Source organism: Pseudoalteromonas rubra (assembly GCF_004212645.1).
GTDB lineage: Bacteria > Pseudomonadota > Gammaproteobacteria > Enterobacterales > Alteromonadaceae > Pseudoalteromonas > Pseudoalteromonas rubra_G.
This window is the reverse complement of sequence record NZ_PPUZ01000005.1, coordinates 91,876-115,147: the sequence shown is the minus strand read 5'-3', so window position 1 is coordinate 115,147 and position 23,272 is coordinate 91,876. Positions and strand designations below refer to the sequence as shown.

Genomic DNA, 23,272 nt, shown 5'->3' with positions numbered 1-23,272 from the left:
GAACCCTCTGCCACCCTCGTTTACCAAGGAGCCAAAAGTCACTTATGCATTTGCTTTCCTCTGTGCTAATACTGTGCTGTTTGTTGTTACTGAGCAGCTGCGAAAAAATGCCTGCCACTCAGTTGCAACGGATCAAAACGCAGGAAGTGATCCGCATTGGCACTTTGGTTGGTCCCGCCACCTTTTATCAGGGCATTGGCGGTGAACAGGGGTTTGAATACGAGCTGGCTGAGCAGTTTGCTGATGAGCTGGGGGTTGAGCTACAGATAGTGCCCTTTTTCAGCCTGAAAAAACTGTTTGAGCGCCTGCAAAGTGGCGACCTGGACATTGCCGCAGCCGGACTCACTTACCACCCACAGCGTGCCGAGCATTTTCGGTTTGGTCCCAGCTATCGGGAGATCAGTCAAAAGCTGGTGTTTAAGCAAGGCAATACCCGGCCACGTAACTTTGCCCAGTTAACCGGTCCGGTCACCGTTCTGGCTAACAGCCACCATGTGATCACGTTGCAGGTGGCACAGCAGCAGTATCCCGAACTCAGCTGGCAAAGTGTGGATGACCGGGATCAGGAAGAGCTGCTGCAAGGGATCATCGACGGCGACATACAATACACTGTGGTCGACTCTCACTCACTGGCGCTGTTTCGGCGCTATCACCCCAATGTCAGTATTGCCTTTTCCGTCACTCAGGCCGATCCGGTTGCCTGGGTCCTGCGCAACGACCAGGACGACTCTTTGTACGCTCTGCTGCCGCCATTCTTTGCCAGAATGCAACAGTCTGCACAGCTGGCGGCACTAGAAGAAAAGTACTTTGGCCATGTTCAGCGCTTTAATTACGTCAATACCCTGGCGTTTGTTGAGGCAAGCAAAACCACGCTGCCCAAATATCAGGACTGGTTTATGCAGTACGCAGAGCAACATCAGCTCGACTGGCGATTACTGGCCGCGCTGAGCTATCAGGAGTCGATGTGGAACCCCAGAGCTAAGTCTCCCACTGGCGTACGCGGGATCATGATGCTGACCCAACGCACAGCCAAGCAGGTGGGCGTAACCCATCGACTGAAACCCGAGCAAAACATTCGTGGCGGCGCACGCTATCTGCGTAAGCTCATTAACCGCATTCCCAAACAGATCAGTGCACCAGACAGAACCTGGTTTGCCCTGGCTGCGTATAACGTTGGGTGGGGTCATGTGAATGACGCGCGTAAGCTGACCCTGCGTCAGGGCGGCGATGCAACCAGCTGGGCAGAGGTGAAAAAACGACTACCACTGCTGACTAAAAAGCGCTACTATCGAAAGACTAAATATGGATATGCGCGCGGCGATGTGGCAGTAACTTATGTGGATAACATTCGCCGGTACTACGACGCCCTGATCTGGTTAGATGACAATGGGGCCCTTCAAGTCAATACAGACTCAGAGCAACCAACCAACTGATCTGCAAGGCGCTGTGTTAAGTATCCGGTATTATGTCCTGACTCTGTCATTAAGCTGACATACTATTACGCTATAGCTATCGCGCGTAGTTGTTCTCTCACTAAAAATGGAGGTTACGATGCTAAGAAGACGTCGTACTCATCAATTTAAGCGTAACACGCGCAACACGAGCCCAAATCGTCGCCGTATTATGCTCCGCAACATTCACCGTAAAATTTTACTGCGCCGCCGCATCTATGCATTGATCCAGATAGCGGCAGACGAAAGAGCGGCTCAACCCTGAGCCGCTTTGTCGTTTAACCCCGCCTGACGGGCTTTTTTCTGCGCCTTGATCTCTTTACGGCGACGACGGAAAAACGCCGATAATTTTTCGCCACACTGCTCCGCCAAAACCCCACCTAATACTTCAACCTGATGATTCAGTTTCGGCTCTTGTAGCAAATTCATGATGGATCCCGCTGCGCCTGTTTTGGCATCCGCTGCGCCAAACACCACCCGCTTAATGCGGCTGTGCACCAGCAAACCGGCGCACATAGGGCAAGGCTCTAACGTTACGTACAGGGTGCAATCCACCAGCCGATAATTCTCGATGCACTGACCGGCATCTCTAATCGCCAGCATCTCGGCGTGCGCGGAAGGGTCGTGACAACAAATCGAGCGGTTCCAGCCTGCGCCAATCAGCTCACCGTCTTTAACCACCACGGCGCCAACCGGGATCTCATTTTCCTGCTCGGCCTTGTCGGCATACTCCAGTGCCTGCTGCATCCAATAAAGATCTTGCTGTTGTTCGTCCACCTGTGTGCTCCTGGGTACAAAATGGAGGATATTCTAGCGTATTGTCGCGAACTGCGCACTGTGACAGTTATATTGCTAAAATTAGCAAATTGCCATGGCTCATTGATATCAATTTAAGCTATAATTCGCCGCTTTTTTTATTTGACGAGCTCAACACACACGGGTAAAACATGAAATTTCCGGGCCGCAGAAGACATAAACATTATTTTCCAGTCGAAGATAAAGACCCCATAATTAACCAGTTACATGTCGTTGATCGACTTAAACGCAACTACATTTGTGGTATTGACCAGATCGTAGTAGATATCGAAGCTAAGGTTGATCAGGCCTTCCTTGATGAGTTTGGGCTGCAACGCGGTATGTCTCAAGTGATAGACAATGATGTCACCAATGCGCTCTATGACCGCCTGAAACGTGATGACATGATTGACTATGAATTTGCTGGCGGCACCATAGGCAATACCATGCACAACTACTCCGTGCTGGCGGATAGCCGCTCGGTATTGTTGGGCGTAATGAGCGAGAACATTCAAATAGGCAGCTACGCCTATAAGTTTTTGTGTAACACCTCCAGCCGCGTCGATCTTGATTACCTGCAACCTGTGCCCGGTCCCATCGGCCGTTGCTTTACCCTGATTGACGACAGTGGCGAACGCACCTTCGCGATCAGCGCCGGTATGATGAACCATCTGAAACCAGAGTCTATCGACAAGTCGTTGATTGAACACGCCTCAGCTTTGGTGATCAGCGCCTATCTGATGCGTACCTCAGGCGAAGAAACCATGACACAGGCAACCATGCAGGCGGTGAAGTATGCCAATGATGCCGGTGTTCCGGTGGTATTGACGTTAGGCACTAAGTTCCTGATTGAACAAGACCCCGCGTGGTGGGCAGAATTCGTTGAAAAACACGTTGATATTCTGGCCATGAACGAGGAAGAAGGCGAAGCCATCACAGGGTTTGACGATCCACTGCTGGCCGCCGACAAAGCGCTGGACTGGGTCGACTTAGTGATCTGTACCGCCGGACCAAAGGGCCTGTTTATGGCCGGTTACGTGGACGACGAGAAAAAACGCGAAACCGAATATCCGCTGCTGCCAGGGGCCATTCCTGAATTCAACCAGTATGAGTTCTCCCGCGCCATGCGCCGCAGTGCCTGTAAACAGCCAATCAAAGCATACAGCCACACGGCCCCTTACATGGGTGGCCCAGACACCATCAAAAACACCAATGGTGCCGGAGATTGTGCGCTGGCTGCGGTACTGCACGACTTATCAGCCAATGTCTACCATAAACTCAATGTACCCAACTCGGCCAAGCATGAGCAGCATGCCATTACCTATTCTTCACTGGCGCAGATCAGCAAATACGCTAACCGTGCCAGCTACGAAGTCTTAGTTCAGCATTCGCCGCGCCTGTCGCGTGGTTTGCCAGAGCGAGAAGACTCGCTGGAACAGACCTACTGGGATCAGTAAGGCAATAAAAAATGGGAGCCGAGGCTCCCATTTTTTATGTCTCTGCGCTCGGTTAAAATAACGCAGTGCCCAGCTTTTCAGCCAGCAACTCCAGCGCCGCAATACCGGCCACGGAATTACCCACTTTATCTAACCCCGGCGACCACACCGCCACCGTAAAGCGCTCTGGCGCCACCGCGATGATGGTGCCCGACACCCCAGATTTACCCGGCATACCTACCCGATAGGCAAAGTCTCCGGCGGCGTCGTACAAGCCACTGGTGAACAACAAAGAATTAAGCTGCTGGGTCTGCCTTGCACTCAGTACCCGCTGACCGCTTTGCTGACAGATGCCGCCGGTTGAGAGATAAGAAAACGCCTGCGCCAGTTCACACACATTCAGCTCAATGGCGCAAAAGTTAAAATACGACCACAGCACTTCTTCAACCTGATTATCAAAGTTGCCGAATGATTTCATCAGATAGGCCATGGCCGCATTACGATAACGATGGTCGTATTCAGACTGTGCCACCACCTTGTTAATGCCCACCTTAGGATTAGCAGTATGGCTACGGTAGCTCTCCAGCATAGTGTGGATAGGCGCACTCAGGCGGCTGAATAAAGCATCGCAGGTTACGATGGCACCGGCATTGATAAAGGGGTTGCGGGGAATGCCATTTTCAAACTCCAGCTGAGTCAGGGAGTTAAATGCGGTGCCCGACGGCTCTTTGCCCACCCGTTGCCACAGCTCATCGCCATAACGCTGCAATGCCAGCGTCAGGGTCATCACCTTAGACACAGACTGAATGGTAAAGCGGCTGTCACAGTGACCGGCACTGAAGGTTTGCCCGTCGGCGGTATGTAATGCAATGGCAAACTGACCCAGTGACTGCTCGGCAAGCGCGGGGATGTAATCGGCCACTTTTCCCCGGTGAGACAGGGGCTGCACTTGCTGTGCAACCTGTTGCAAAATAGCCTGATAATCGGGCGTAGCGTTAGTCATAGAGCAAACATCATATCAAAAAGCACAATAGCGCGAGTGTAACAGATTTACACCCACAAAAAAGCCGCACGGGCGTTTGCCGGTGCGGCTTTAACAATGCAACTGGCGCTTGTTTTACTTAGTAAACAGCTCTTTGATGTTAGCCAGGTCAGATTTGCCCGCGATCAGCTCATCCGGCGTTAGCCCAGATAATTCATGGGGGAAGACCAGCCACTCGTCCGACTCATGGATAAAGTAATCCGGCGTCATCGGCACTTTTTTATTGGTTGGCTTGTAGTAAGGACAGGCAACACGAATGTCTTTTGGCAGGTTCAGGCGCATCAGCTCTTCGAGTTTTTCACGCAGCGCATAAATACTGCGACCCGAATCAAACACGTCGTCCACAATCAGTAACGAGTCGCCCGCATTGGCGTTCTCAACAATGTAATGCAAACCGTGTACTTTGATCTCTTTCGACTGCTTGCCGATACCATAGTAAGACGACGTACGCACCGCAATGTGGTCTGTTTCTATGCCCTTGTAATCATAGTATTCCTGAACCGCAATCCCGATAGGCGCACCACCACGCCAGATGCCGATAATAAAGTCAGGACGAAAGCCGTCTTCATAAACCTGAGCCGCCAGTCGAAATGAATCTTCAAGTAATTGTTGCGCCGTGATATAGCACTTGTCAGACATACAAACCCCGTGTCATTGAGCAAAGAACACCGCACAAACCTGAGTGTAAAAGGCACCAATACAAGCACCCCATCAGACAGCACGGCTGAGAATAACGTATAACCGAGTATTTTAGCTGAGTAGAAAAAAAATTGCTTGCGCTAGCGCAGTTTTTTTACAGGATGATGACTGAATGGAAGGGGCACGCTGACCGCTTAACCTGGGCGTGAATGAATGACCGGCAGTAAAACACTTTTACCGCCAGTCTGATACCCGTGCATTAACCGGTAACCGAATAGCCCCGAAGATGGTAATTAAATGAGCCTGCCGATTGAGCGCCGCCCAAAGCGTACGACGAGTGCGAGCTCAACGTAGGCTTTACCGGGTTTAAGACTTGGGGGGCTTTTCAATTGGCTGACTTCTTGGTGGCACATCACGATCACCTGGGCTTCTTGGACTGCCTCCATGTACTTGTAACAATTCTGCTTTACTGATGTTTTTCATACCTACATATCCTTCTAGGCTAACTCAAATATCCATGGCCGACATTTTAAAACGTGCAGCTTCATATAAAGCACGCTCCTCTAGCCATAAAATTTATGACTTTGCTGGCTTCTCAATTGGCTGACTTCTGGCTGGCAGATCTCTATCACCAGGCTTGTTAACCCCACCTTGAATTTTTAACAAATCTGCTTTGCTGATGTTTTTCATTCCTATGCTTCCTCGCTATTTACTGGTACACCCATTGGGATTGCACTCAGTATGATGAATTTATTAATACAAATACACACTTTGCTTTCATTAGTAAACCCCAACTTCTAAGCATGTCCGGCACTAAAGGCTCCTAACAGTGGCGCCAAGCATTTTGTACTACTAATCGGATGCTTTGGTGGCAAAGCTTTCCCCATGCTCCTTATAAAAAAGCTCACGGGCTGGAGTTTTGACGGCATAAGTTAACAAGCATAAGTACATCAATAAGTTCAAAGAAACCAATATAAAATTGCGCACGCCATTACTCATTATCCAGCCATCAATCACATAGAACTTGTATAACCATACCTCAAGGTAATTAAATGCAGCCAGAACAAAGTCAACAAGATGCAACAATATCAAACCAATCTCTTGTATTGAGAAGTGATGATTTTTATAAACGCGCGAGAAGAAAGGAATACCTGTCAACTTATATATAAAAAGCGCAATTCGACTACGGTAGACAACAGGCACAACAATCAGCATGCATATCACCATGTTGTACAAATACATGTGCGTAGTCCAGGTATAACTAATCTTGTATAGGGCTAAATCGACGACTTCCAGAAGCAACATCAAGAGCAAAAAGTACCGTGAGCTTTCATACTTCCAAGTGTAAACCAGTGCAAATAGTAAAAACGGGATACCTGAATAACTGACTATTGTATAAAAATCCATCTTATGACTCCTCTTCTTCGTTTTTTTCTTCCGGGCTGGCAGGTGGCTTATCACTTAAAAAATTAAAATACAAGGCAACCAGGTCCTTGCCAAAAATCATAAAGATATCCAGCAGCTGGGCACTGGTCATATCCGTTTTGCCACTTTCCCAGTTGCTGACCGTTGACTGGTCAACCGCTGACGACATTTTCGCGGCCAGATCTTTTTGGCTCAATCCAAGCTCATTACGCATCTGACGAATGGAGCGCTGGATCAGCCGGTTAAACCGGTCAATTTCCTGCTGTCGCTTCCTTGGGCTATGCTTCATTCTCTTTTCCATGGGTTAAAATTGTAAACAGATAGTTACCACAAGTTAACTGGACCAACAACTGAATTGCGTAGGCCTGTAGACATCTATGAATATATTCATCATCCCTTGCCTTTTTTGTTTATATTTATAAATACTTATCAGCTACTTGTATTAGTATCACTGCTACTATCACCGCTATTATTAGCGCAACTAAACACACCCGAAAGGACACGCCCATGAGCCAACTTACCCAGTTCAGACTATTGGCAAATTACAACCAGTGGATGAATCAAAAAGTGCATACCGCCGCCGCACAACTGAGCGACGCTGCCCTAAAACAGGATCGGGGTGCATTTTTTGGCTCGATACTGGGCACTTTAAACCACCTTGTTGTGGCAGATCTTATCTGGCTAAAACGCTATGCCGGCAGTGAAGCCTGCGCCGATGTGCTGGCCGCTGTGGTGGCACAGGACAACCCCACCAGTCTGGATCAGTGTTTATTTGACGATTTGGCGCAGTTAACTGACTATCGTCAGTGGCTGGATGAGCAGATCTTAGGTTTACTACAGCATTTACAGGACAGTGATTTAACAAGCGTATTGACCTATCGCAACAGCAAGGGCGTGACGTACCACAAACCCTTTGCCAGTTTACTGACGCATTTATTCAATCACCAGACGCATCACCGTGGTCAGGTATCGACATTACTCAGTCAGGCGGGTGTGGACGTCGGGGCCACCGATCTTTTGCTGCTAATTGATGATATATAAGGAAGCGGCCTCCTGTTGGAGGCCACTTTAGCAGAGGTTAATCGCACCCTTTTTGGATGCTCGATGTCCAGACTTTAAGAACAAAGTCGTTGTAATCGCGGTCGTTTTGGTCTTCCCAGTACTGCTTGTCGCCATACACACGATAGTTAGTGGTCAGTTGGCCAGGGTTACCGTTAATTGACAACACATAGTCGTAGCTGGCGCCTTCAATGACATCATAACTGCCCGAGCCACCGTACTCATCCAGCAACTTCACATAGCTGCCATTGACCCGCACGCCCCAGTCATTGTTGTAGCCAGCGCTTTCACTGACAAACTGATAATGAATGCGGGTGTAGTTATCCGGTATGCACGCCGGGTCATTATCTTCTATGGTGCCAGTAACAGACGCAGAGCCGCTGGTATGTTTTGCACCTTCAACCAGCAAGGTGAAAGCCTCACTGTCTTCATGCTCGTCATCATCCATCGTTGCAATATTGAGTGTTGCACTTACTTGTCCCGCAGCAATCGTAATACTGGCAGGCGGCGGCGTATAATCACCCGCAGACGTGGTGTCGTCCAGCACACTGACATCCAGTGTCACATCCTGATAGTAGGCGTTGCTCAGGGTTATTTGATATTCGAGTTGTCCCCCTTCCGACACCACACCTGTGATTGCTTCAAGGGTGAAAGTGGGTTCAGGATCGGTCTCGCAACTGGGTGTAGTGTAACAGGCTACGGGCTGATCGGTGTTCACTGCCAAATCATTCAGCCGCACCGGTACGGTAGCCAGTAAACAGGTATTACCCGACTGAGGGTTGAGTTTATAGAGTTTAGAGCGATTAACATGGCCATAGTCGTTGATCAGAGTACGGCTGACAACGATTTCACCCGCCTGATTCAACGCCGCGCCAGTGGCCGCAGTAAGGCTATGATTTGCCAGCTTTGTTGCTTTAAAGGTGGTTTTATCTATCTGATAAACACTGCGGCTGGTAACCAGATACCAGTTACCATTTTGGATAACCAGATCGCCACGGAACTTGCCTTTTAGTGACCCCAATGCCCCTAATTCGGTTGCTTCACCGGTTGTTTTGTTGATTTCATACAGCTTTTTAAAATCGGTGCCCAACAGCGCATCGCGCTCGGGGTCATACACCATACTCAGCACCTGCGAGGTTCTGCCCACCAGCGTGTGGGTATCGGTGGCAAAATCATAGTAGGCCAGGCGCAGGTATTTAAAGCGTTTTCCCTCTATGGGCAGATGGGTTAACTGCTCAGCGCTGAGGTTCAGGTGGCTCACATCAACCTGATACTCAAATGGCCTGGGCGCTGACACATAATACATGCGCTGACTGGTTTGATCATACGCCAGCGCAGAAGCACTAAATTCTGCCAACGTACGTGCAAATGCACTGTTATCTTGTTCGTTCAGGCCAAATAAAATACCGACATCGCCACGGCCTGCATTAATGCCATACAGCTGACCGGTACAGGTATTTGCGTAGGAAACAGAAGATGCCACCAGGGCAATCAAAGAAAGTGATGTTTTTAGCATGGTAATAAACTCGTGTGGTTCATCCAGATTCAGGCTAATACAACACAAAGTAATGACACATCTACATCCGCTGTACGATGCGATTTCCTATTCCATTAGGAGTGAGTGCTTCCATTATTATCTTTGCAATCTGAGGCTATGATGCGCGCAAATACACAATAAAGCAACATAAAAATAAGAAAATTGGATTAGAATTTAATATAAACCACCTAAAGAGCTGCTTTTCTGAATAATCTCAGCATTATACGGATCGCTTGAATTTTGCTCTCATCGTTCCTATTAAGTACTTTTACTCAGCAAAAGGAAGTGACGATGATGGACCACACCGACATAGCCCTTGTACCCGTATTGCTAAAGGCAGGCCTTATTCTCGCCCTGGTAGTGGCCAGCCTGTGGTGCCTGGCCAGGATAGTGAAATGGGCCAAAGGTATGCCTAAAGCTGCCTACCTGGTGATGGCGATTTTTCCCTTACTCTCGTTGTTTCCTATCCCGCCCCCCGTATTTAAGAATGTGGCGAAAGCAAAGCAGGAACAACGTAAACGTAAGGAAGCCCCGGGAGATCCCCCCGAATAGCAGACCTCTGGCGAACTGCTAAAACTCGGTTTAGATTGAGCACACCAGCAGCAGGATCCACAGCCCACTTTATTCATCAAGCCCCTGCATCCATAGCCGACTCAGCTGCGCCAGAGACAGTGCGGGTTGCGCAGCCGATTCATCACTTTGCCCAGAAAAAAGCTGCTGCGCTAACTGTCGGCCGACATGCTGGGCCATGGTGGTTTTTTCTATCCGCAGTCGGTAAAACTGGCTTAACACGGCGCCGAGCTGGTCCTGCTGAGACATCAGGCAGGCCAGCTGCCAGGCGTCTTCCAGTGCCTGACACGCCCCTTGTCCTGACGTGGGTAATGACGCGTGCGCTGCATCGCCAATCAGCACCATATTGTCTTTATGCCAGTATGGAAGAGGATCCAAATCATGGACAAAAATGGGCCGGACCGACTCAGGTTCCGGGTGCCTCAGCACGGCCTGAACCGCTTCAGCCCAGCCGCCAAAGCGCTGCCTTAGCTCTCCCAGCCAGTCATGCTGAGTTCGACTGTCATCGAGTGAGGTGCGCCAGGCACCGGCCCAGTAACATATATCGGGCCTTACCGGCACTATGCCAAAGCGCTCTGTGGGGTGGCGAAAATCGCCAATATGATTAGCCAGGGTACCGGGCCTGAGCTTGCTTACCCCTATCACATTAATAAACCCCTGGTAGCGAGGTGTGCCCGCCTCAGCGAATAACATTCGCCGCACCACCGACTGCATTCTGCCATCAGCGCCAACGACCAGATCGTTCGCTTGCCTGAGGCTGTCTACTTCTTGGCAGGTTACGGAGGTTGCAAATTTAATGGCTACCCCTTGCTCTGTCAGCGCCTCACCCAGTATCCGAGTCAAGTCGCGGCGCAGTATGGTCACGCTGGCATAGCCACAGTGCCGGTTTAGCTCGCCAATATCCAGGGTAGTTTGTCTGTTGCCGCGGCGGTCATACTGACACAGTGACTCAGGTGTGCCCCCTGCGCGAATAACTTTCTGTGCCAGCCCCATTTTATGTAACACATACATGGCATTGGGCCACAATGTAACGCCAGCCCCCATCGTTGTGTGAGTCGCCGCTCGCTCATAAACCTGTACCTCATGCCCCTGTTTTCTTGTCAGTAATGCCAGTGCCATACCCGCCACACCCGCACCAATTATCGCTATACGTTTCTTTTGCATCGTTCACTTCCTTAAATAGATGAGCGCAGTGTGACAAAGCAGCAGAGCGGGATAAAGATGCTAATATGGGTTTTTAAATCCCACCAAATGAGACAATTAATGATTGAACGGACCGATATTCAATGGTTACTGAGCTTTGTGGCTGTCTATGAAAAGTTGAGCTTCAAACTGGCAGCACAGCAACGCCTGTTACCCACCTCCAATATCAGCCGTCATGTTGCCCAACTGGAGCACCACTTAAACACCCGACTGCTTGAGCGTACAACCCGGAAAATGCACCCGACCGCATCAGGTACACAGCTTTATGAAACCATAAAACCGCTGCTACAAAGAATGGATGACGCACTAACAGAGGTCTGTGAGCACAGTGATGCGCTATCCGGGCACCTTAACCTGGTTATGCCAGATGTGCCAGTCCTGGCAACGCTTATCGCCGACTTCTGCCATCAGCATCCCGATATCACGCTCAGTTGCGATACCCAGCTCAATCCCTCAGAAAGTATTCTGGAGGGCTTAGACTTGGTGATCCGCTTTGGGCGCGGCACCTTGACTGATTCGGGCTGGGTAGCACAACCCCTTCTGACACTGCCAAGCTGTGTTGTCGGGGCACCGGCTTTGCTTGCCGACCATGCCAATCTGCACACACTGGAAACACTGAGCAAAGTGCCCTGCATTACCAGCCTGACCGCACTGCAAGGCACGCCCTGGCGATTTAAGCACAATAAAACCCTGCATGTGCAATCCAGCTATAAAGTTAACAGTGGCCACATGGCCAAAGCCGCCGCCATACAGGGGCTGGGATTTGCCATTTTGCCCAGGCATATGTGCCAGGCGGAACTGAAGGCTGGCACTTTAGTTGAGGTCAAACTAGAGCATGAACCGGAAGAGCTGGTGCTGTATGCATTTTATGCTGGCCGTAAATACCCACAGAAAAAAGTCACCGCGCTTATTGCGCATCTGCAAACAGGGTTAAGAGCACCAGAGACATCAGCGCAGTAGCAACTGTTAGAGGACTCACAGATCAACTTAAACGTGAAAATACAACGAGCAGCTTAAAACTCAAAGTATCTGTGAAGGGTCTATTCCTTGATGCTTACACATACCAGGTGACGCTCCTGAAACTCATAAGTGTTTTTTGGGATTTATGGTGCATATATGATGTCGGGACACAAACACCACAAGAATAATTACAGCCAGTAACAAATAACGCAGACACGTTAACCGGGATATTGATTACTGTATTTTTAAATTAAAAACGCAAAGGAAATATCATGCTAACTAAGCTCGTTACACTCACAGGGTTATCATTGTTACTTACAGGCTGTATTCAAGACAGTAATGCAAGCAGTCAGGTGAGCAGCAAAGTAAACCATTCACCGACCGCAGGCACAGTGCAGGCCAAAACGACGCATGCACAACAGAGCTCCCCCAGGCAGAGTCAACCTGACATCACAATGCGAGAAGCCTCTGCGGAAATACTCTTCAGCAGCGAGTATATTGATCCCTGGCAAAGCGCCCCCAAACACATTACCGTGTTAACTAACGCCACTGAGTTTCAGGAAAAGTTCGATGAATACACTATTGAGCAGCTGGCGGACATCGACTTTAAAACGCACAGTGTCGTGCTTTTTGATATGGGAACACGTGATAAATATAGCTGTGGAAGCGAATACCAATTCGATGCCGTTAATGCAGAAATATTAACGGCCAGTTATGTGTCAAGCACGGGCACCCCTTTGGCAACTAAAACCACTCGAGTGAATATTGAAACACGACAGTGTCTGACCGACCAGGAAGCCTGTGTTGAAGTCTATGAGGCGCACCGCCCCTACTACTTCTTTGTTGTTGAGCGAGAGGGCGAGCTCAGTGTGACAGAGTCCGTCACTTTCGCTAACTGCCAACCACCTGAATAGTAATAACAAACGACGGTGGAGCAGAGCTTGTGTTTTGCTTCGCCAGTTTTCTGCGTCGTTGTGCTTAAGTCTTACCTGAGTATGAGCAGTAATTCACAATCAGTTAGGGGTTGATGTTTGTGAGCGTAGCGGCGGGGAAAAGCAAAGCAGGCATAATAAACATTATGCCTGCCTGCTGGAGCATTAAGACTCGCTCGATGGCTGCTCGCTGTCGTCTGCTTCAGCGATATCATTGCCATTGTGCTCAATCTCAAACCCATCGACCCGTTGCAGGCCTCTGGGCAGCTTGTTACCACGACGACCACGTTCACCATAATAGTGTTCCAGGTCACCGGGTTTGAGCGTGAGTTTGCGCTTACCGGCATGTAAGGTCACGGCGCAGCCATCAGGTATTGCGGCGAGCACTTTTACAAACTCCTCGCGGGCCTGTACTTTGGCACTCGGAATAGAGATGATCTTGTTACCTTTACCTTTGGCCAGTTTGGGCAAGTCACGTAATGGGAATATCAGCATCCGGCCTTCGTTAGAAATAGCCATACACCGGTCGGTCGCCACATCTCCCACTGTGATGGGTGCCATCAGCTCAGCCCCTTTCGGGATGCTGACCAGCGCCTTACCGTTTTTGTTTTTACTGACCAGGTCGTTAAACTCGGCAATAAAGCCGTAGCCACCATCGGTGGCCATCAGATAAAGCGACTGCTCTTCACCCATTACCACATGCTCAAAGTTGGTGCCCGCTGCCAGGTTAAAACGCCCGGTCATGGGCTCACCCTGGCTGCGTGCCGATGGCAAACTGTGCGCATCGGTGGCAAATGCCCGGCCAGAGCTGTCGAGGAACACCGCTGGTTGGTTGCTGCGGCCTTTGGCCGATGCCTTGTAACTGTCTCCGGCACGGTAATTGAGCCCTTCGGCATCAATGTCGTGGCCTTTGGCAACCCGGGCCCAGCCTTTTTCAGACAGCACCACAGTGACCGATTCCGATGGAATAAGATCTTTCTCACTCAGCGCTTTGGCTTCAAGGCGCTCAACAACCGGTGAGCGACGCTCATCACCGTATAATTCGGCCGCTTCGCGAATTTCTTTTTTCAGCAGCGTCGACATTCTGCGCTCTGAGCCCAGCGTTTGCTCCAGCTTGTCGCGCTCCGCACTCAGCTCATCCTGCTCGCCGCGGATCTTCATTTCTTCAAGCTTCGCCAGGTGGCGCAGCTTTAAATCTAAAATGGCTTCGGCTTGTTTGTCCGACAGTCCAAAGCGGCTCATCAGCTCGTCTTTGGGTTTGTCTTCGGTGCGGATGATTTCAATCACTTCGTCGATATTCAAAAAGGCAATCATTAAACCTTCAAGAATATGTAAACGCGCCAGCACTTTATCGAGGCGATACTGCAAGCGACGGCGCACCGTATCGCGACGGAACACCAACCACTCGGCCAGGATAGTACGTAAGTCTTTGACCTGAGGACGACCATCCAGGCCAATCATGTTGAGGTTAACCCGGTAGTTCTTTTCCAGATCTGTGGTGGCAAACAGGTGTGCCATCAGTGGCTCAACTTTCACCCGGTTAGAGCGCGGTACGACCACAATGCGGGTTGGGTTTTCATGATCCGATTCATCACGCAAATCAGCGACCATGGGCAGTTTTTTGGCCGTCATCTGCGCCGCAATTTGCTCCAGCACTTTAGCACCGGATACCTGATGAGGCAGCGCGGTGATCACCACTTCGCCCTGATCTTCTTCATACACCGCACGCATTTTAATCGAGCCGCGTCCGGTGGTGTAAATCTTCTGGATCTCGGCTTTTGGTGTGATGATCTCGGCTTCGGTTGGATAATCCGGTGCCTGTACCATCTCCAGCACTTCTTCCAGTGTGGTTTTCGGCTTATCCAGCAAGGTACAGCAAGCTTCAGCCAGCTCGCGCACATTGTGCGGCGGGATGTCTGTGGCCATACCTACGGCAATCCCAGTCACACCATTGAGCAGGATATGCGGCAATCGTGCCGGCAGCACCATAGGCTCGTTCATGGTACCGTCAAAGTTGGGGATCCAATCAACCGTGCCCTGGCCCAATTCTTTGAGTAGTACTTCTGAGAATTTAGACAAACGCGCTTCGGTATAACGCATCGCAGCGAACGACTTAGGATCGTCAGCCGCACCCCAGTTACCCTGGCCATCTATCAGCGGGTAGCGGTAGGAGAATGGCTGTGCCATCAGTACCATAGCTTCGTAACAGGCGCTGTCGCCGTGCGGGTGGTATTTACCCAGCACATCACCCACAGTACGGGCTGATTTTTTATATTTGGCTGCGGCCGACAGGCCCAGCTCGCTCATGGCATACACAATACGCCGTTGCACTGGCTTCAGGCCGTCGCCAATGTGTGGCAGGGCCCGGTCCATGATCACATACATGGAGTAGTTGAGATAGGCGTCTTCTGTGAAACGGCCCATTGCCAGTTGTTCAATCCCCTGTAAAGACAGGGTTTGCGGATCTGTCATGATACACCTTATTGTTTGTTGTACCGCACACGAGTCATCGCGTTGGCGTAATCATCCGAATTCAGTTGTCGGCAGCAAGTTTACACTTCTGCCTTATCACCATGTTGTTCCAGCCAGGTCTTTCGGTCACCGGCACGCTTCTTGGCCAATAGCATGTCCATCACTTCAAGCGTCTCTTCTGGTTCATCCAGGGTCAGCTGCACCAGCCGACGGGTGTTGGGGTCCATGGTGGTTTCGCGCAGCTGCATCGGGTTCATTTCACCCAAACCTTTAAAGCGCTGCACGTTGACTTTGCCGCGCTTTTTCTCAGCTTCAATGCGATCTAAGATGCCGCGCTTTTCGTCTTCATCCAGCGCATAATACACCTCTTTACCCACGTCGATACGGAACAACGGCGGCATGGCCACATACACATGACCACGGCGCACCAGCTCCGGGAAGTGCTTCACGAACAGAGCACACAACAAAGTGGCAATGTGTAGCCCGTCGGAGTCAGCATCGGCCAGAATACACACTTTACCGTAGCGCAGCGCCGACAGGTCTTCGGAGTCCGGGTCGATGCCCAGCGCCACAGAAATATCGTGGACTTCCTGCGAGGCCAAAATCTGCCCGGAGTCAACTTCCCAGGTATTCAAAATTTTACCACGCAGCGGCATGATGGCCTGAAACTCACGGTCACGGGCCTGTTTGGCAGAGCCGCCCGCCGAGTCCCCTTCCACCAGAAACAACTCGGAGCGTTCGGTTTCTGAGCCCGAGCAATCGGTCAGTTTACCGGGGAGCGCCGGACCACTGGTGACCTTTTTACGCACCACTTTCTTGGCCGCACGCATACGCTTCTGAGCATTGCTGATACACAGCTCTGCCAAAGCTTCGGCGGTGTCGGTATGTTCATTCAGCCACAGGCTGAAGGCATCTTTGACAATCCCCGAGACAAAGGTCGCGCAAGAACGCGATGACAGCTTTTCTTTGGTCTGACCGGCAAACTGCGGATCCTGCATTTTCACCGATAACACATAGCTACACTTGTCCCAGACATCGTCAGGGGTCAGCTTTACGCCACGTGGTAACAGGTTGCGGAATTCACAAAACTCACGCATGGCTTCCAGCAGGCCCTGGCGCAGGCCATTGACGTGTGTGCCGCCCTGTGCGGTGGGAATGAGGTTGACGTAGCTTTCAGTGATCGACTCGCCGCCCTCTGGCAGCCAGTGCAATGCCCAGTCAACGCCTTCGGTGGAGCCGCTGAAGCTGCCCACAAACGGGCTTTGCGGTAGGGTCTCAAAACCTTTGGCACTGTCTTTTAAGTAATCTTCCAGGCCCGACTCGTAGCACCACTCCTGCGTTTCTTTGGTTTGTTTATTAATGAAACGAATACGCAGGCCCGGGCACAATACGGCCTTGGCTTTCAGCAGATAGTTGAGCTTGCTGAGCGAGAAGTTGGCGGAATCAAAATAGCTGGGATCGGGCCAAAACTGCACTGAGGTACCGGTATTGCGTTTACCAACCGTGCCCGTGACTTCTAAATCTTCGACCTTGTCGCCATGCTCGAATGCCATCTGATACACCTGGGCATCGCGCTTAACCGTGATTTCAACCCGGGTTGATAAGGCATTCACGACCGAGATACCTACCCCGTGCAGACCACCGGAAAACTGATAGTTTTTATTGGAGAATTTACCACCCGCGTGCAGCTTGGTCAGGATCAGCTCTACTCCAGGGATCCCTTCCTCGGGGTGAATATCCACCGGCATGCCGCGTCCGTCGTCAATCACCTGTAGCGAATTGTCTTCATGCAGGATCACATCGATCTTGCTGGCATGGCCGGCCAGGGCTTCGTCGACACTGTTGTCTATGACTTCCTGACCCAGGTGGTTTGGCCGCGTGGTGTCGGTATACATGCCAGGGCGGCGTTTCACCGGCTCCAGGCCATTCAACACCTCAATGGCTTCGGCATTATAATTCTGCTGACTCATAATTGGATCTGATTTTCTTCGTTTGTGTTGGTGATTTTAAGAAACCTGACAAGGGTGTCAAAGTAACGCTCAAAACCCATAAAACTATGGTCCCCGCCAAATTCAATGTGGCCGGGGCTGGCGCTGAAGTAGTTCACTGCCTGTTGATAGGGTAACACTTCATCACCGCTTTGTTGTAGCAATAAAATATTTTCTGGTGCGTGCAGCGACTCAACGTAGAGCTGACGCAAAGTGTCTACATGCTGGTGCGTCAGCGTGTAATGCTGTTGCTGATAGGGATTATACTGAGGTCCGAGATAATCATGCAACAATTCAAACGGGCGCACCGCCGGGTTCACCACCACAGCGCGCAAACCATGTTGCTGCGACAAATAGGTGGCGTAATAGCCACCCAAAGAGCTACCAACAAGCGCAGTGTCTGCTTCCAGCAGGTGTTCAAGCTGGACAATGGCAATGGCGGGATCGTAATGCAAACGAGGCGTCAGATAAGTACACGCAAACGATTGTTGCGCAAGCCACTGACCTAATTGTTGCGCCTTAAAGGACTGCTCTGAGCTGTTAAAGCCATGAATATAGATTAATTTGCGAGCCATTTCACCTCAGTGTGCAAGCCTTGTGCTGTCCAGTGGATCAACCGACAAGCAGGCCCTAAATTATGCTGCTGCCAGTCTGCGGTGTGTTTAGCAAACTGGATAGACGTCGCCGGTGTGGCATACACAGGCAGAGTACGAAACGACTGCGCATAGGCATGGTGCACATGGCCATGAATAAGTGCCTCAACACGCTGACTGTCGACCAGCACATTGAGTAGCTGAGGACCGTTTTCCAGTATGTGTTTATCCAGGTAGCCGCCAATCGGGATTGGATGATGATGACAAAATGCCAACACAGGTCTTGATGCTTCGCAGAGCACTGCCTCAAGCTCAGCCAGGTGTGCAGCCTCGCACCAACCTGCGGGCGTGGGGCCTTTGCTGTTCAGCAGCAAAATGTCACCCTGCTCGCATTGTAAATGCTTGGCGGCACTGATCTGGCCCTCGCTGATCTGCGCTAGCATAGAGAGATCATCGTGATTACCCGGTACCCAAAATAGCGGACAGTCGAGCGACGATTGCGCCACCAGTTCGGCAAACAGCGCATAAGACTCGGCGCTGTGGTCTTGAGTTAGGTCACCACCAAACACCACGCCATCGAGCGCTTCCCCGGCCAGGGCATCGAGTACGCTGATAAAGTGTGCTGCCGTATTGACCTCAAAATAGCAGCCCTCACGGCTGCCAAACAGATGGCTGTCTGTAATATGCGCAAGGCGCAACTCTGCACCGCTGAACCGATGTTGTTGCTTAAACCAGGCCATTGTTGACGTCCCAGTTGAGTGGCACCCGGCCGCTTTCCAGACAAGCCAGTAACCAGTCGGCCAAAAAGGCGTTAAGCTGATATTTTTCGTCTTTATGGTGCATATCCGGATTAGGATAGCGGTAAGACGGTTTAATGCGCTGATGAAAGTCGTGGTGGATCACTTCTGCCACTTTGGCATCGTGGTACAAGCGCACAGACAAAGCAAAATCATCCAGATGGGCGCTGATCTGTTGCTTTTGCACCACAGCAATATCTGTGGTGTAGCGGGCAATGCCATCAATGCGGATCTGATAACTGGCTGAACCCAGATGAAGCTCACGACTGTTACCCAATGATTCTTCGGGTAGTAGTTTTAGCGCCCGCAAATAATTGCGCTCGCACAGGGTAATATATTTGGGTAAAGACTGGATGTACTCTTTTTGCATAACCGGGTGTAAAACAACCTCACTTTAAATCGGCTGAGCATGCCACTGCGCCAACATTTTGGCTTTGTGTAACGCCAACCATTGTAGACTAATCACCGTCGCAGCGTTATCTATTTCCTCATTTTCGAGCCGCGCCATGGCCTCATTGAAGGGCATTACATGTACTTTAATGTCTTCTCCTTCTTCGGGCAAACCATAGATCCCTCCCGCCTGGCTCAGGTCCGCCTTGGCAAGGTAAAGGTATAAGCGCTCTGTAGAGCCGCCCGGGCTGGATAAATACGACGTCATATAATGCAATTCATCCAATGCCAGACCGGCCTCTTCCATCGCTTCTTTGCGCACCACCCCTTCATAATCCTGACTCCCCTCAGCCATACCTGCAATACACTCCAGCAGCCAGGGCGAATCTTTGGTTGCCAGTGCCCCGATACGGATCTGTTCAATCAGTAGCACCTGATCGGTGGCTGGGTCGTAAGGCAACACAGCCACGGCATGGCCACGCTCTAAAATTTCGCGACAAATGGTTTGCGACTGACCGCCGCCAAACAGCGCGTGTTTAAAGCGATATATATCAATTTTAAAGAATTTGTTATAACAACGTTCAGGCTCATCTAATACCACATTCTGATGATTAAATTGTGCAACTGGTTTCATGTTTCATTCCATTTTTTTCGTGATCGGGGTTTAATTTTTAACCCTAAACCCCCATCATAGATGTTCTCGAATTTTATCTTATTTTACTGCTCGTTACCTGCCGGAAGTGTCAGGTGGCACAGTTTTATATTCTGTTACACTTGTTCTGATTAATTTACCCTTTTCCTTGTATGGTAATTGACGAAAACAAGGTAACATGCCGACAACTAAAAATTGTCTAAGGACTGAGCAAACAATGAAAAAAAGCATTCTATCTCTGTTTATCGGTGTAGCCTGCGCCCTGTCCAGCACGGCTTCACAGGCAGAAGATCTGCTGCAAGTGTACGAAATTGCCACCGCAAACGACCCAACGGTACTAAAGGCCAAGGCCCAGGCTGACGCGCAAAAATATGCACAGGATTCGGCATTAGGCGATCTATTGCCTTCATTGGGTTTTTCAATGAAATACACCGACAACGATGGTGAGTCGACATTACCCGGCCAAAACGATGCCTCCGGATATACTGTGGTTGATACCTGGAGCGATTCACTGACCCGCAGCGTAACCTTAAGCCAGACCATTTTTAGCATGGCGACCTGGCAGAGCCTGACCATTGCCGAGAAACAGGCGATGCAGGCACTGACCAGTTACGAGCAGCAGCAACAGGATCTGATTGTTCGTGTCGCACAGGGCTACTTTGACGTACTGAGCGCACTGGACAACCTGGAATTTGTGCAGGCTGAAAAACGCGCCATCGAGCGTCAGCTGGAACAAACCAAGCAGCGCTACGAAGTGGGCCTGACCGCAATCACAGACGTACACGAAGCACAGGCGCAGTTTGACCAGTCTGTGGCCAACGAAATCGTGGCACAGAACACCGTTGAGACGGCACGTGAAACCCTGCGTACTATCACAGGTAAGTACCATGCCAAACTGGATAAACTCAATACCGAGAGCTTTTCTACGGTAAAGCCGAGCAGACAGTCGAACGATTTTATTGCCTCAGCGAAAGAGCAAAACCTGTCACTACAGGTTGCTAAATCGGCGCTGGACATTGCACAAGACCAGATTGAGCTGGCACAGGCTGGCCACTATCCAACGTTGAGCCTGAATGCAACTTACTCCGATTCTTTGGGTAACACTGAAGGTGCAGAACTGTCACCTCGTACCGATGGCACCAGTATTGGCCTGACACTTAATGTGCCTATCTATTCAGGTGGTAAAACGGTTGCAGCAACCGATCAGGCACGCGCTCTGTACGTTGCCGCCAGTGAAGACCTCGAAGCATCTATGCGTAACGTTACCCGCTCGGTGATCACCTCGTACAACCAGGTGATGTCTGACGTGGCAACCTACCGCGCACTTGAACAAGCGGTTGTTTCAGCGGAAAGTGCCTTGCAGGCAACAGAAGCAGGTTTTGAAGTGGGTACTCGTACCATTGTTGACGTACTGGTAAGCACACGTAACCTGTACAGTGCAAAACGTAACCTGGCTAACCTGCGTTACCAGTATGTGCTGTCTACATTAAAGCTAAAACAAGCCGCAGGCACACTGAGCCGCAGCGACTTAGAAGCCATCAACAAGGGCTTAATCGCGGGCTAATGTTTTGTTTCGCTCGAGCAAAAAACCGGTGCAAACCGGTTTTTTTCTGCCTGCAATCCACCCCGGCAGATTGGTCGCACCAGATCTGCGCTCATCACCCGTCTCTTGAGCTGCCCAGCCGATATCGCTAAACTAACCCTTTGAAGTTTGAACGAGAGCGCACCTTTGGTTAACAACCCCACCTTTAAGCTGGCATTTTTAGCCCCGAAATTTTGGCCAACCTGGCTGAGTGTTTTTTTTCTCTACGCCCTGTCCTGGCTGCCACAAGGTATTCAGCTGTGGCTGGGAAAAATGCTTGGGCGCCTGGTGCACCGCCTGTTAAAAAAGCGCCGCCGTATTGCTGAAGTCAATTTACGCCTGTGTTTTCCCGACATGGACGCGCAGCAGCGCGCCGATATGGTGCTAAAAAACATGGAGAATACCGGCATCGCCACCTTCGAAACCTCTATGGCCTGGTGGTGGCCTCAGTGGCGTATGAACCGGGTTGTCGGCTCAGTTAAAGGGATAGAGCACATTGAACAGGCGCAGGCCAACGGCAAAGGCGTACTTTTATTGGTGCCACACATGCTACATCTGGAGATGCTAAGTCGGGTACTGGGGACTGCTCAAATGGGGATTGGGTTTTATCGCCCGCATAACAACCCGCTGATGGAATATTTTATGACCAAAGGCCGCTTGCGCTCCAATGAGTACCTGATTGGTAAGCGCGATGTCAAAGGGCTGTTACAGGCATTGAAGAACAAAAAGCTCTGCTATTACCTGCCCGATCAGGACTATGGCCGCAACCGCTGCGAATTTGTGCCTTTCTTTGCGGTGCCCGACACTGCCTCTACAACCGGAACACTGCTCTTTGCAGGAAGCAAAAATTGTGAGACATTAAGCTTACATGGCGTCCGGGATGCCCGTGGTAAATACCATATTGAGATCCAACCTGCGCTGACAGACTTCCCAAGTGACAATCCGCGTAGCGATGTCACCCGGGTTAATCAGCGTATGGAGCAAGCCATCGAGCAGGCCCCGGAACAGTATATGTGGTTACACCGACGCTTTAAAACACGTCCGGATGAGCACGCGCCATCGTATTATGAATAGAGTTAACAACAGTTAGCATAAAGTGTGTCGTGACAGTATGGCTAAAAAACGTTCAAAACGCTTATCAAACCTGTGGTTCTGGGCCAAGCACCTGTCTTTAGGTGTATTGTTGGTGTGGGCCGCGTATTACTTTTTGTATGGCAATATCCCGTCGATGGAGTTTCGTGATACCACCAATGCAGCAGCTCGGGGGTTTACTCAATTCTACGAGGGGTTTAAGCGCAATTATTCAGAGCGCAATACTGAGCGCGAGAAATACGTACTGGAGCTGGGTGCGCCCACTTACCCGCTGGACGATGCCATCGCACAACGCGGTCTGGTGGTCAAACCGGCGCCGCAGCGCTGGACCGGTGAGATCCAACCTCGGCGCTTTGACAGCGGCGAGACCCTGCGTGGCGTACTGACTAACTACGCCAAGCAAGAAGACGTTGAACTATTCTGGTATCTGGACAAAGATTATGTGGTGAAACATAACTTCCGTGTCGACACTAACTTTGTGTCTACCTTGTATCAGGTCGGTACCGCCATCAATGATGACTTTGAATTCGAGGTCTACACTTTCTTTTGTCATCGCCAACGCGCCGCAGTGATCACCCAAAACCCTTCGCGTTTTGTCCGTGAAAACTGCCGACGCCTGACTAAATGATAGCGTCAGCCGGAGCAAGTCACCTTGCT

At 50.5% G+C, this 23,272-nt stretch carries 23 protein-coding genes; 10 read left to right on the top strand and 13 right to left on the bottom strand.

Features of this window, described 5'->3' with window-relative positions:
• The first annotated feature begins 44 nt into the window (after positions 1-44).
• Together mltF and C3B51_RS23505 are read left to right on the top strand one after the other, a co-directional pair.
• Positions 45-1,433: a membrane-bound lytic murein transglycosylase MltF gene (mltF, locus tag C3B51_RS02755; protein WP_130244090.1), complete on the top strand. Its 1,389-nt coding sequence runs from the start codon at positions 45-47 to the stop codon at positions 1,431-1,433.
• Positions 1,434-1,551: 118 nt separating this feature from the next.
• Entirely contained in the window at positions 1,552-1,716 is a 165-nt protein-coding gene (locus C3B51_RS23505; protein ID WP_164881437.1) for a hypothetical protein, read from the top strand.
• Here C3B51_RS23505 and tadA read toward each other — a convergent pair.
• Positions 1,707-2,228 (bottom strand): tRNA adenosine(34) deaminase TadA, encoded by a 522-nt coding sequence (tadA, locus tag C3B51_RS02750; RefSeq protein ID WP_130244089.1) that lies wholly within the window; start codon positions 2,226-2,228, stop codon positions 1,707-1,709. The two genes, C3B51_RS23505 and tadA, sit on opposite strands and share 10 nt — an antisense overlap.
• Positions 2,229-2,398: 170 nt before the next feature.
• Between tadA and C3B51_RS02745 the strand changes: the two genes are divergently transcribed.
• Complete coding sequence (locus C3B51_RS02745) at positions 2,399-3,703, top strand: inosine/guanosine kinase (protein WP_125716623.1); 1,305 nt, start codon at positions 2,399-2,401, stop codon at positions 3,701-3,703.
• A 52-nt stretch (positions 3,704-3,755) separates the two neighbouring features.
• Here the strand turns inward: C3B51_RS02745 and glsB are convergent, their stop codons facing one another.
• The 4 genes from glsB to C3B51_RS02725 form a co-directional block, all read right to left on the bottom strand.
• Entirely contained in the window at positions 3,756-4,685 is a 930-nt protein-coding gene (gene glsB, locus C3B51_RS02740; protein WP_125716624.1) for a glutaminase B, read from the bottom strand.
• A gap of 114 nt (positions 4,686-4,799) precedes the next feature.
• On the bottom strand, positions 4,800-5,363 hold the full coding sequence (locus tag C3B51_RS02735) for a phosphoribosyltransferase (protein WP_046003029.1): 564 nt from the start codon (positions 5,361-5,363) through the stop codon (positions 4,800-4,802).
• Between the two features lie 852 nt (positions 5,364-6,215).
• Positions 6,216-6,770, bottom strand: a complete 555-nt coding sequence (locus tag C3B51_RS02730) for a hypothetical protein (protein WP_130244088.1) — start codon at positions 6,768-6,770, stop codon at positions 6,216-6,218.
• Position 6,771: 1 nt separating this feature from the next.
• Entirely contained in the window at positions 6,772-7,077 is a 306-nt protein-coding gene (locus C3B51_RS02725) for a helix-turn-helix transcriptional regulator (RefSeq protein WP_240701840.1), read from the bottom strand.
• 218 nt (positions 7,078-7,295) lie between these two features.
• Between C3B51_RS02725 and C3B51_RS02720 the strand changes: the two genes are divergently transcribed.
• Positions 7,296-7,829 (top strand): DinB family protein, encoded by a 534-nt coding sequence (locus tag C3B51_RS02720; protein ID WP_130244087.1) that lies wholly within the window; start codon positions 7,296-7,298, stop codon positions 7,827-7,829.
• 37 nt (positions 7,830-7,866) lie between these two features.
• Here C3B51_RS02720 and C3B51_RS02715 read toward each other — a convergent pair whose 3' ends face one another.
• Positions 7,867-9,363 carry a Calx-beta domain-containing protein gene (locus tag C3B51_RS02715; RefSeq protein WP_130244086.1) on the bottom strand — a complete coding sequence of 499 codons (1,497 nt, stop codon included), beginning with the start codon at positions 9,361-9,363 and terminating at the stop codon, positions 7,867-7,869.
• Positions 9,364-9,675: 312 nt separating this feature from the next.
• Here C3B51_RS02715 and C3B51_RS02710 point away from each other — a divergent pair, with 312 nt between their 5' ends.
• Positions 9,676-9,936, top strand: coding sequence for a hypothetical protein (locus C3B51_RS02710; protein ID WP_206076588.1), 261 nt, complete (start codon positions 9,676-9,678; stop codon positions 9,934-9,936).
• A gap of 69 nt (positions 9,937-10,005) precedes the next feature.
• On the opposite strand, the gene C3B51_RS02705 is transcribed toward C3B51_RS02710, so the two are convergent.
• Positions 10,006-11,118, bottom strand: coding sequence for an FAD-dependent monooxygenase (locus C3B51_RS02705; protein WP_130244085.1), 1,113 nt, complete (start codon positions 11,116-11,118; stop codon positions 10,006-10,008).
• 99 nt (positions 11,119-11,217) lie between these two features.
• On the opposite strand from C3B51_RS02705, the gene C3B51_RS02700 reads away from it, so the two are divergent.
• A complete protein-coding gene (locus tag C3B51_RS02700; RefSeq protein WP_130244084.1) occupies positions 11,218-12,117 on the top strand; it encodes a LysR family transcriptional regulator in 900 nt (299 codons plus the stop codon).
• A 272-nt stretch (positions 12,118-12,389) separates the two neighbouring features.
• Positions 12,390-13,031, top strand: coding sequence for a hypothetical protein (locus C3B51_RS02695; protein ID WP_130244083.1), 642 nt, complete (start codon positions 12,390-12,392; stop codon positions 13,029-13,031).
• A 183-nt stretch (positions 13,032-13,214) separates the two neighbouring features.
• On the opposite strand, the gene parC is transcribed toward C3B51_RS02695, so the two are convergent.
• The 6 genes from parC to C3B51_RS02665 all read right to left on the bottom strand — a co-directional run bounded on the left by parC (position 13,215) and on the right by C3B51_RS02665 (position 19,923).
• The gene (parC, locus tag C3B51_RS02690) at positions 13,215-15,521 is read right to left on the bottom strand and encodes a DNA topoisomerase IV subunit A (protein WP_125716631.1); all 2,307 of its coding nucleotides are present in this window, start codon (positions 15,519-15,521) and stop codon (positions 13,215-13,217) included.
• A gap of 80 nt (positions 15,522-15,601) precedes the next feature.
• A complete protein-coding gene (gene parE, locus C3B51_RS02685; protein ID WP_130244082.1) occupies positions 15,602-17,491 on the bottom strand; it encodes a DNA topoisomerase IV subunit B in 1,890 nt (629 codons plus the stop codon).
• On the bottom strand, positions 17,488-18,084 hold the full coding sequence (locus C3B51_RS02680) for a YqiA/YcfP family alpha/beta fold hydrolase (protein ID WP_130244081.1): 597 nt from the start codon (positions 18,082-18,084) through the stop codon (positions 17,488-17,490). The genes parE and C3B51_RS02680 overlap by 4 nt, the downstream gene beginning before the upstream one ends.
• The gene (locus tag C3B51_RS02675) at positions 18,069-18,842 is read right to left on the bottom strand and encodes a metallophosphoesterase (protein ID WP_130244080.1); all 774 of its coding nucleotides are present in this window, start codon (positions 18,840-18,842) and stop codon (positions 18,069-18,071) included. The genes C3B51_RS02680 and C3B51_RS02675 overlap by 16 nt, the downstream gene beginning before the upstream one ends.
• Positions 18,829-19,269 carry a DUF1249 domain-containing protein gene (locus tag C3B51_RS02670; protein ID WP_130244079.1) on the bottom strand — a complete coding sequence of 147 codons (441 nt, stop codon included), beginning with the start codon at positions 19,267-19,269 and terminating at the stop codon, positions 18,829-18,831. Before C3B51_RS02670 ends, C3B51_RS02675 begins: the two co-directional genes overlap by 14 nt.
• 24 nt (positions 19,270-19,293) lie before the next feature.
• Positions 19,294-19,923 (bottom strand): NUDIX domain-containing protein, encoded by a 630-nt coding sequence (locus C3B51_RS02665; protein ID WP_125716635.1) that lies wholly within the window; start codon positions 19,921-19,923, stop codon positions 19,294-19,296.
• A 235-nt stretch (positions 19,924-20,158) separates the two neighbouring features.
• Here C3B51_RS02665 and tolC point away from each other — a divergent pair, with 235 nt between their 5' ends.
• The 3 genes from tolC (at position 20,159) to C3B51_RS02650 (ending at position 23,243) form a co-directional block, all read left to right on the top strand.
• Positions 20,159-21,505, top strand: coding sequence for an outer membrane channel protein TolC (gene tolC, locus C3B51_RS02660; protein ID WP_125716636.1), 1,347 nt, complete (start codon positions 20,159-20,161; stop codon positions 21,503-21,505).
• Positions 21,506-21,670: 165 nt separating this feature from the next.
• A complete protein-coding gene (gene lpxL / locus C3B51_RS02655) occupies positions 21,671-22,597 on the top strand; it encodes an LpxL/LpxP family Kdo(2)-lipid IV(A) lauroyl/palmitoleoyl acyltransferase (protein ID WP_125716637.1) in 927 nt (308 codons plus the stop codon).
• Between the two features lie 37 nt (positions 22,598-22,634).
• Positions 22,635-23,243, top strand: a complete 609-nt coding sequence (locus tag C3B51_RS02650; RefSeq protein WP_125716638.1) for a TcpQ domain-containing protein — start codon at positions 22,635-22,637, stop codon at positions 23,241-23,243.
• Positions 23,244-23,272 lie beyond the last annotated feature (29 nt).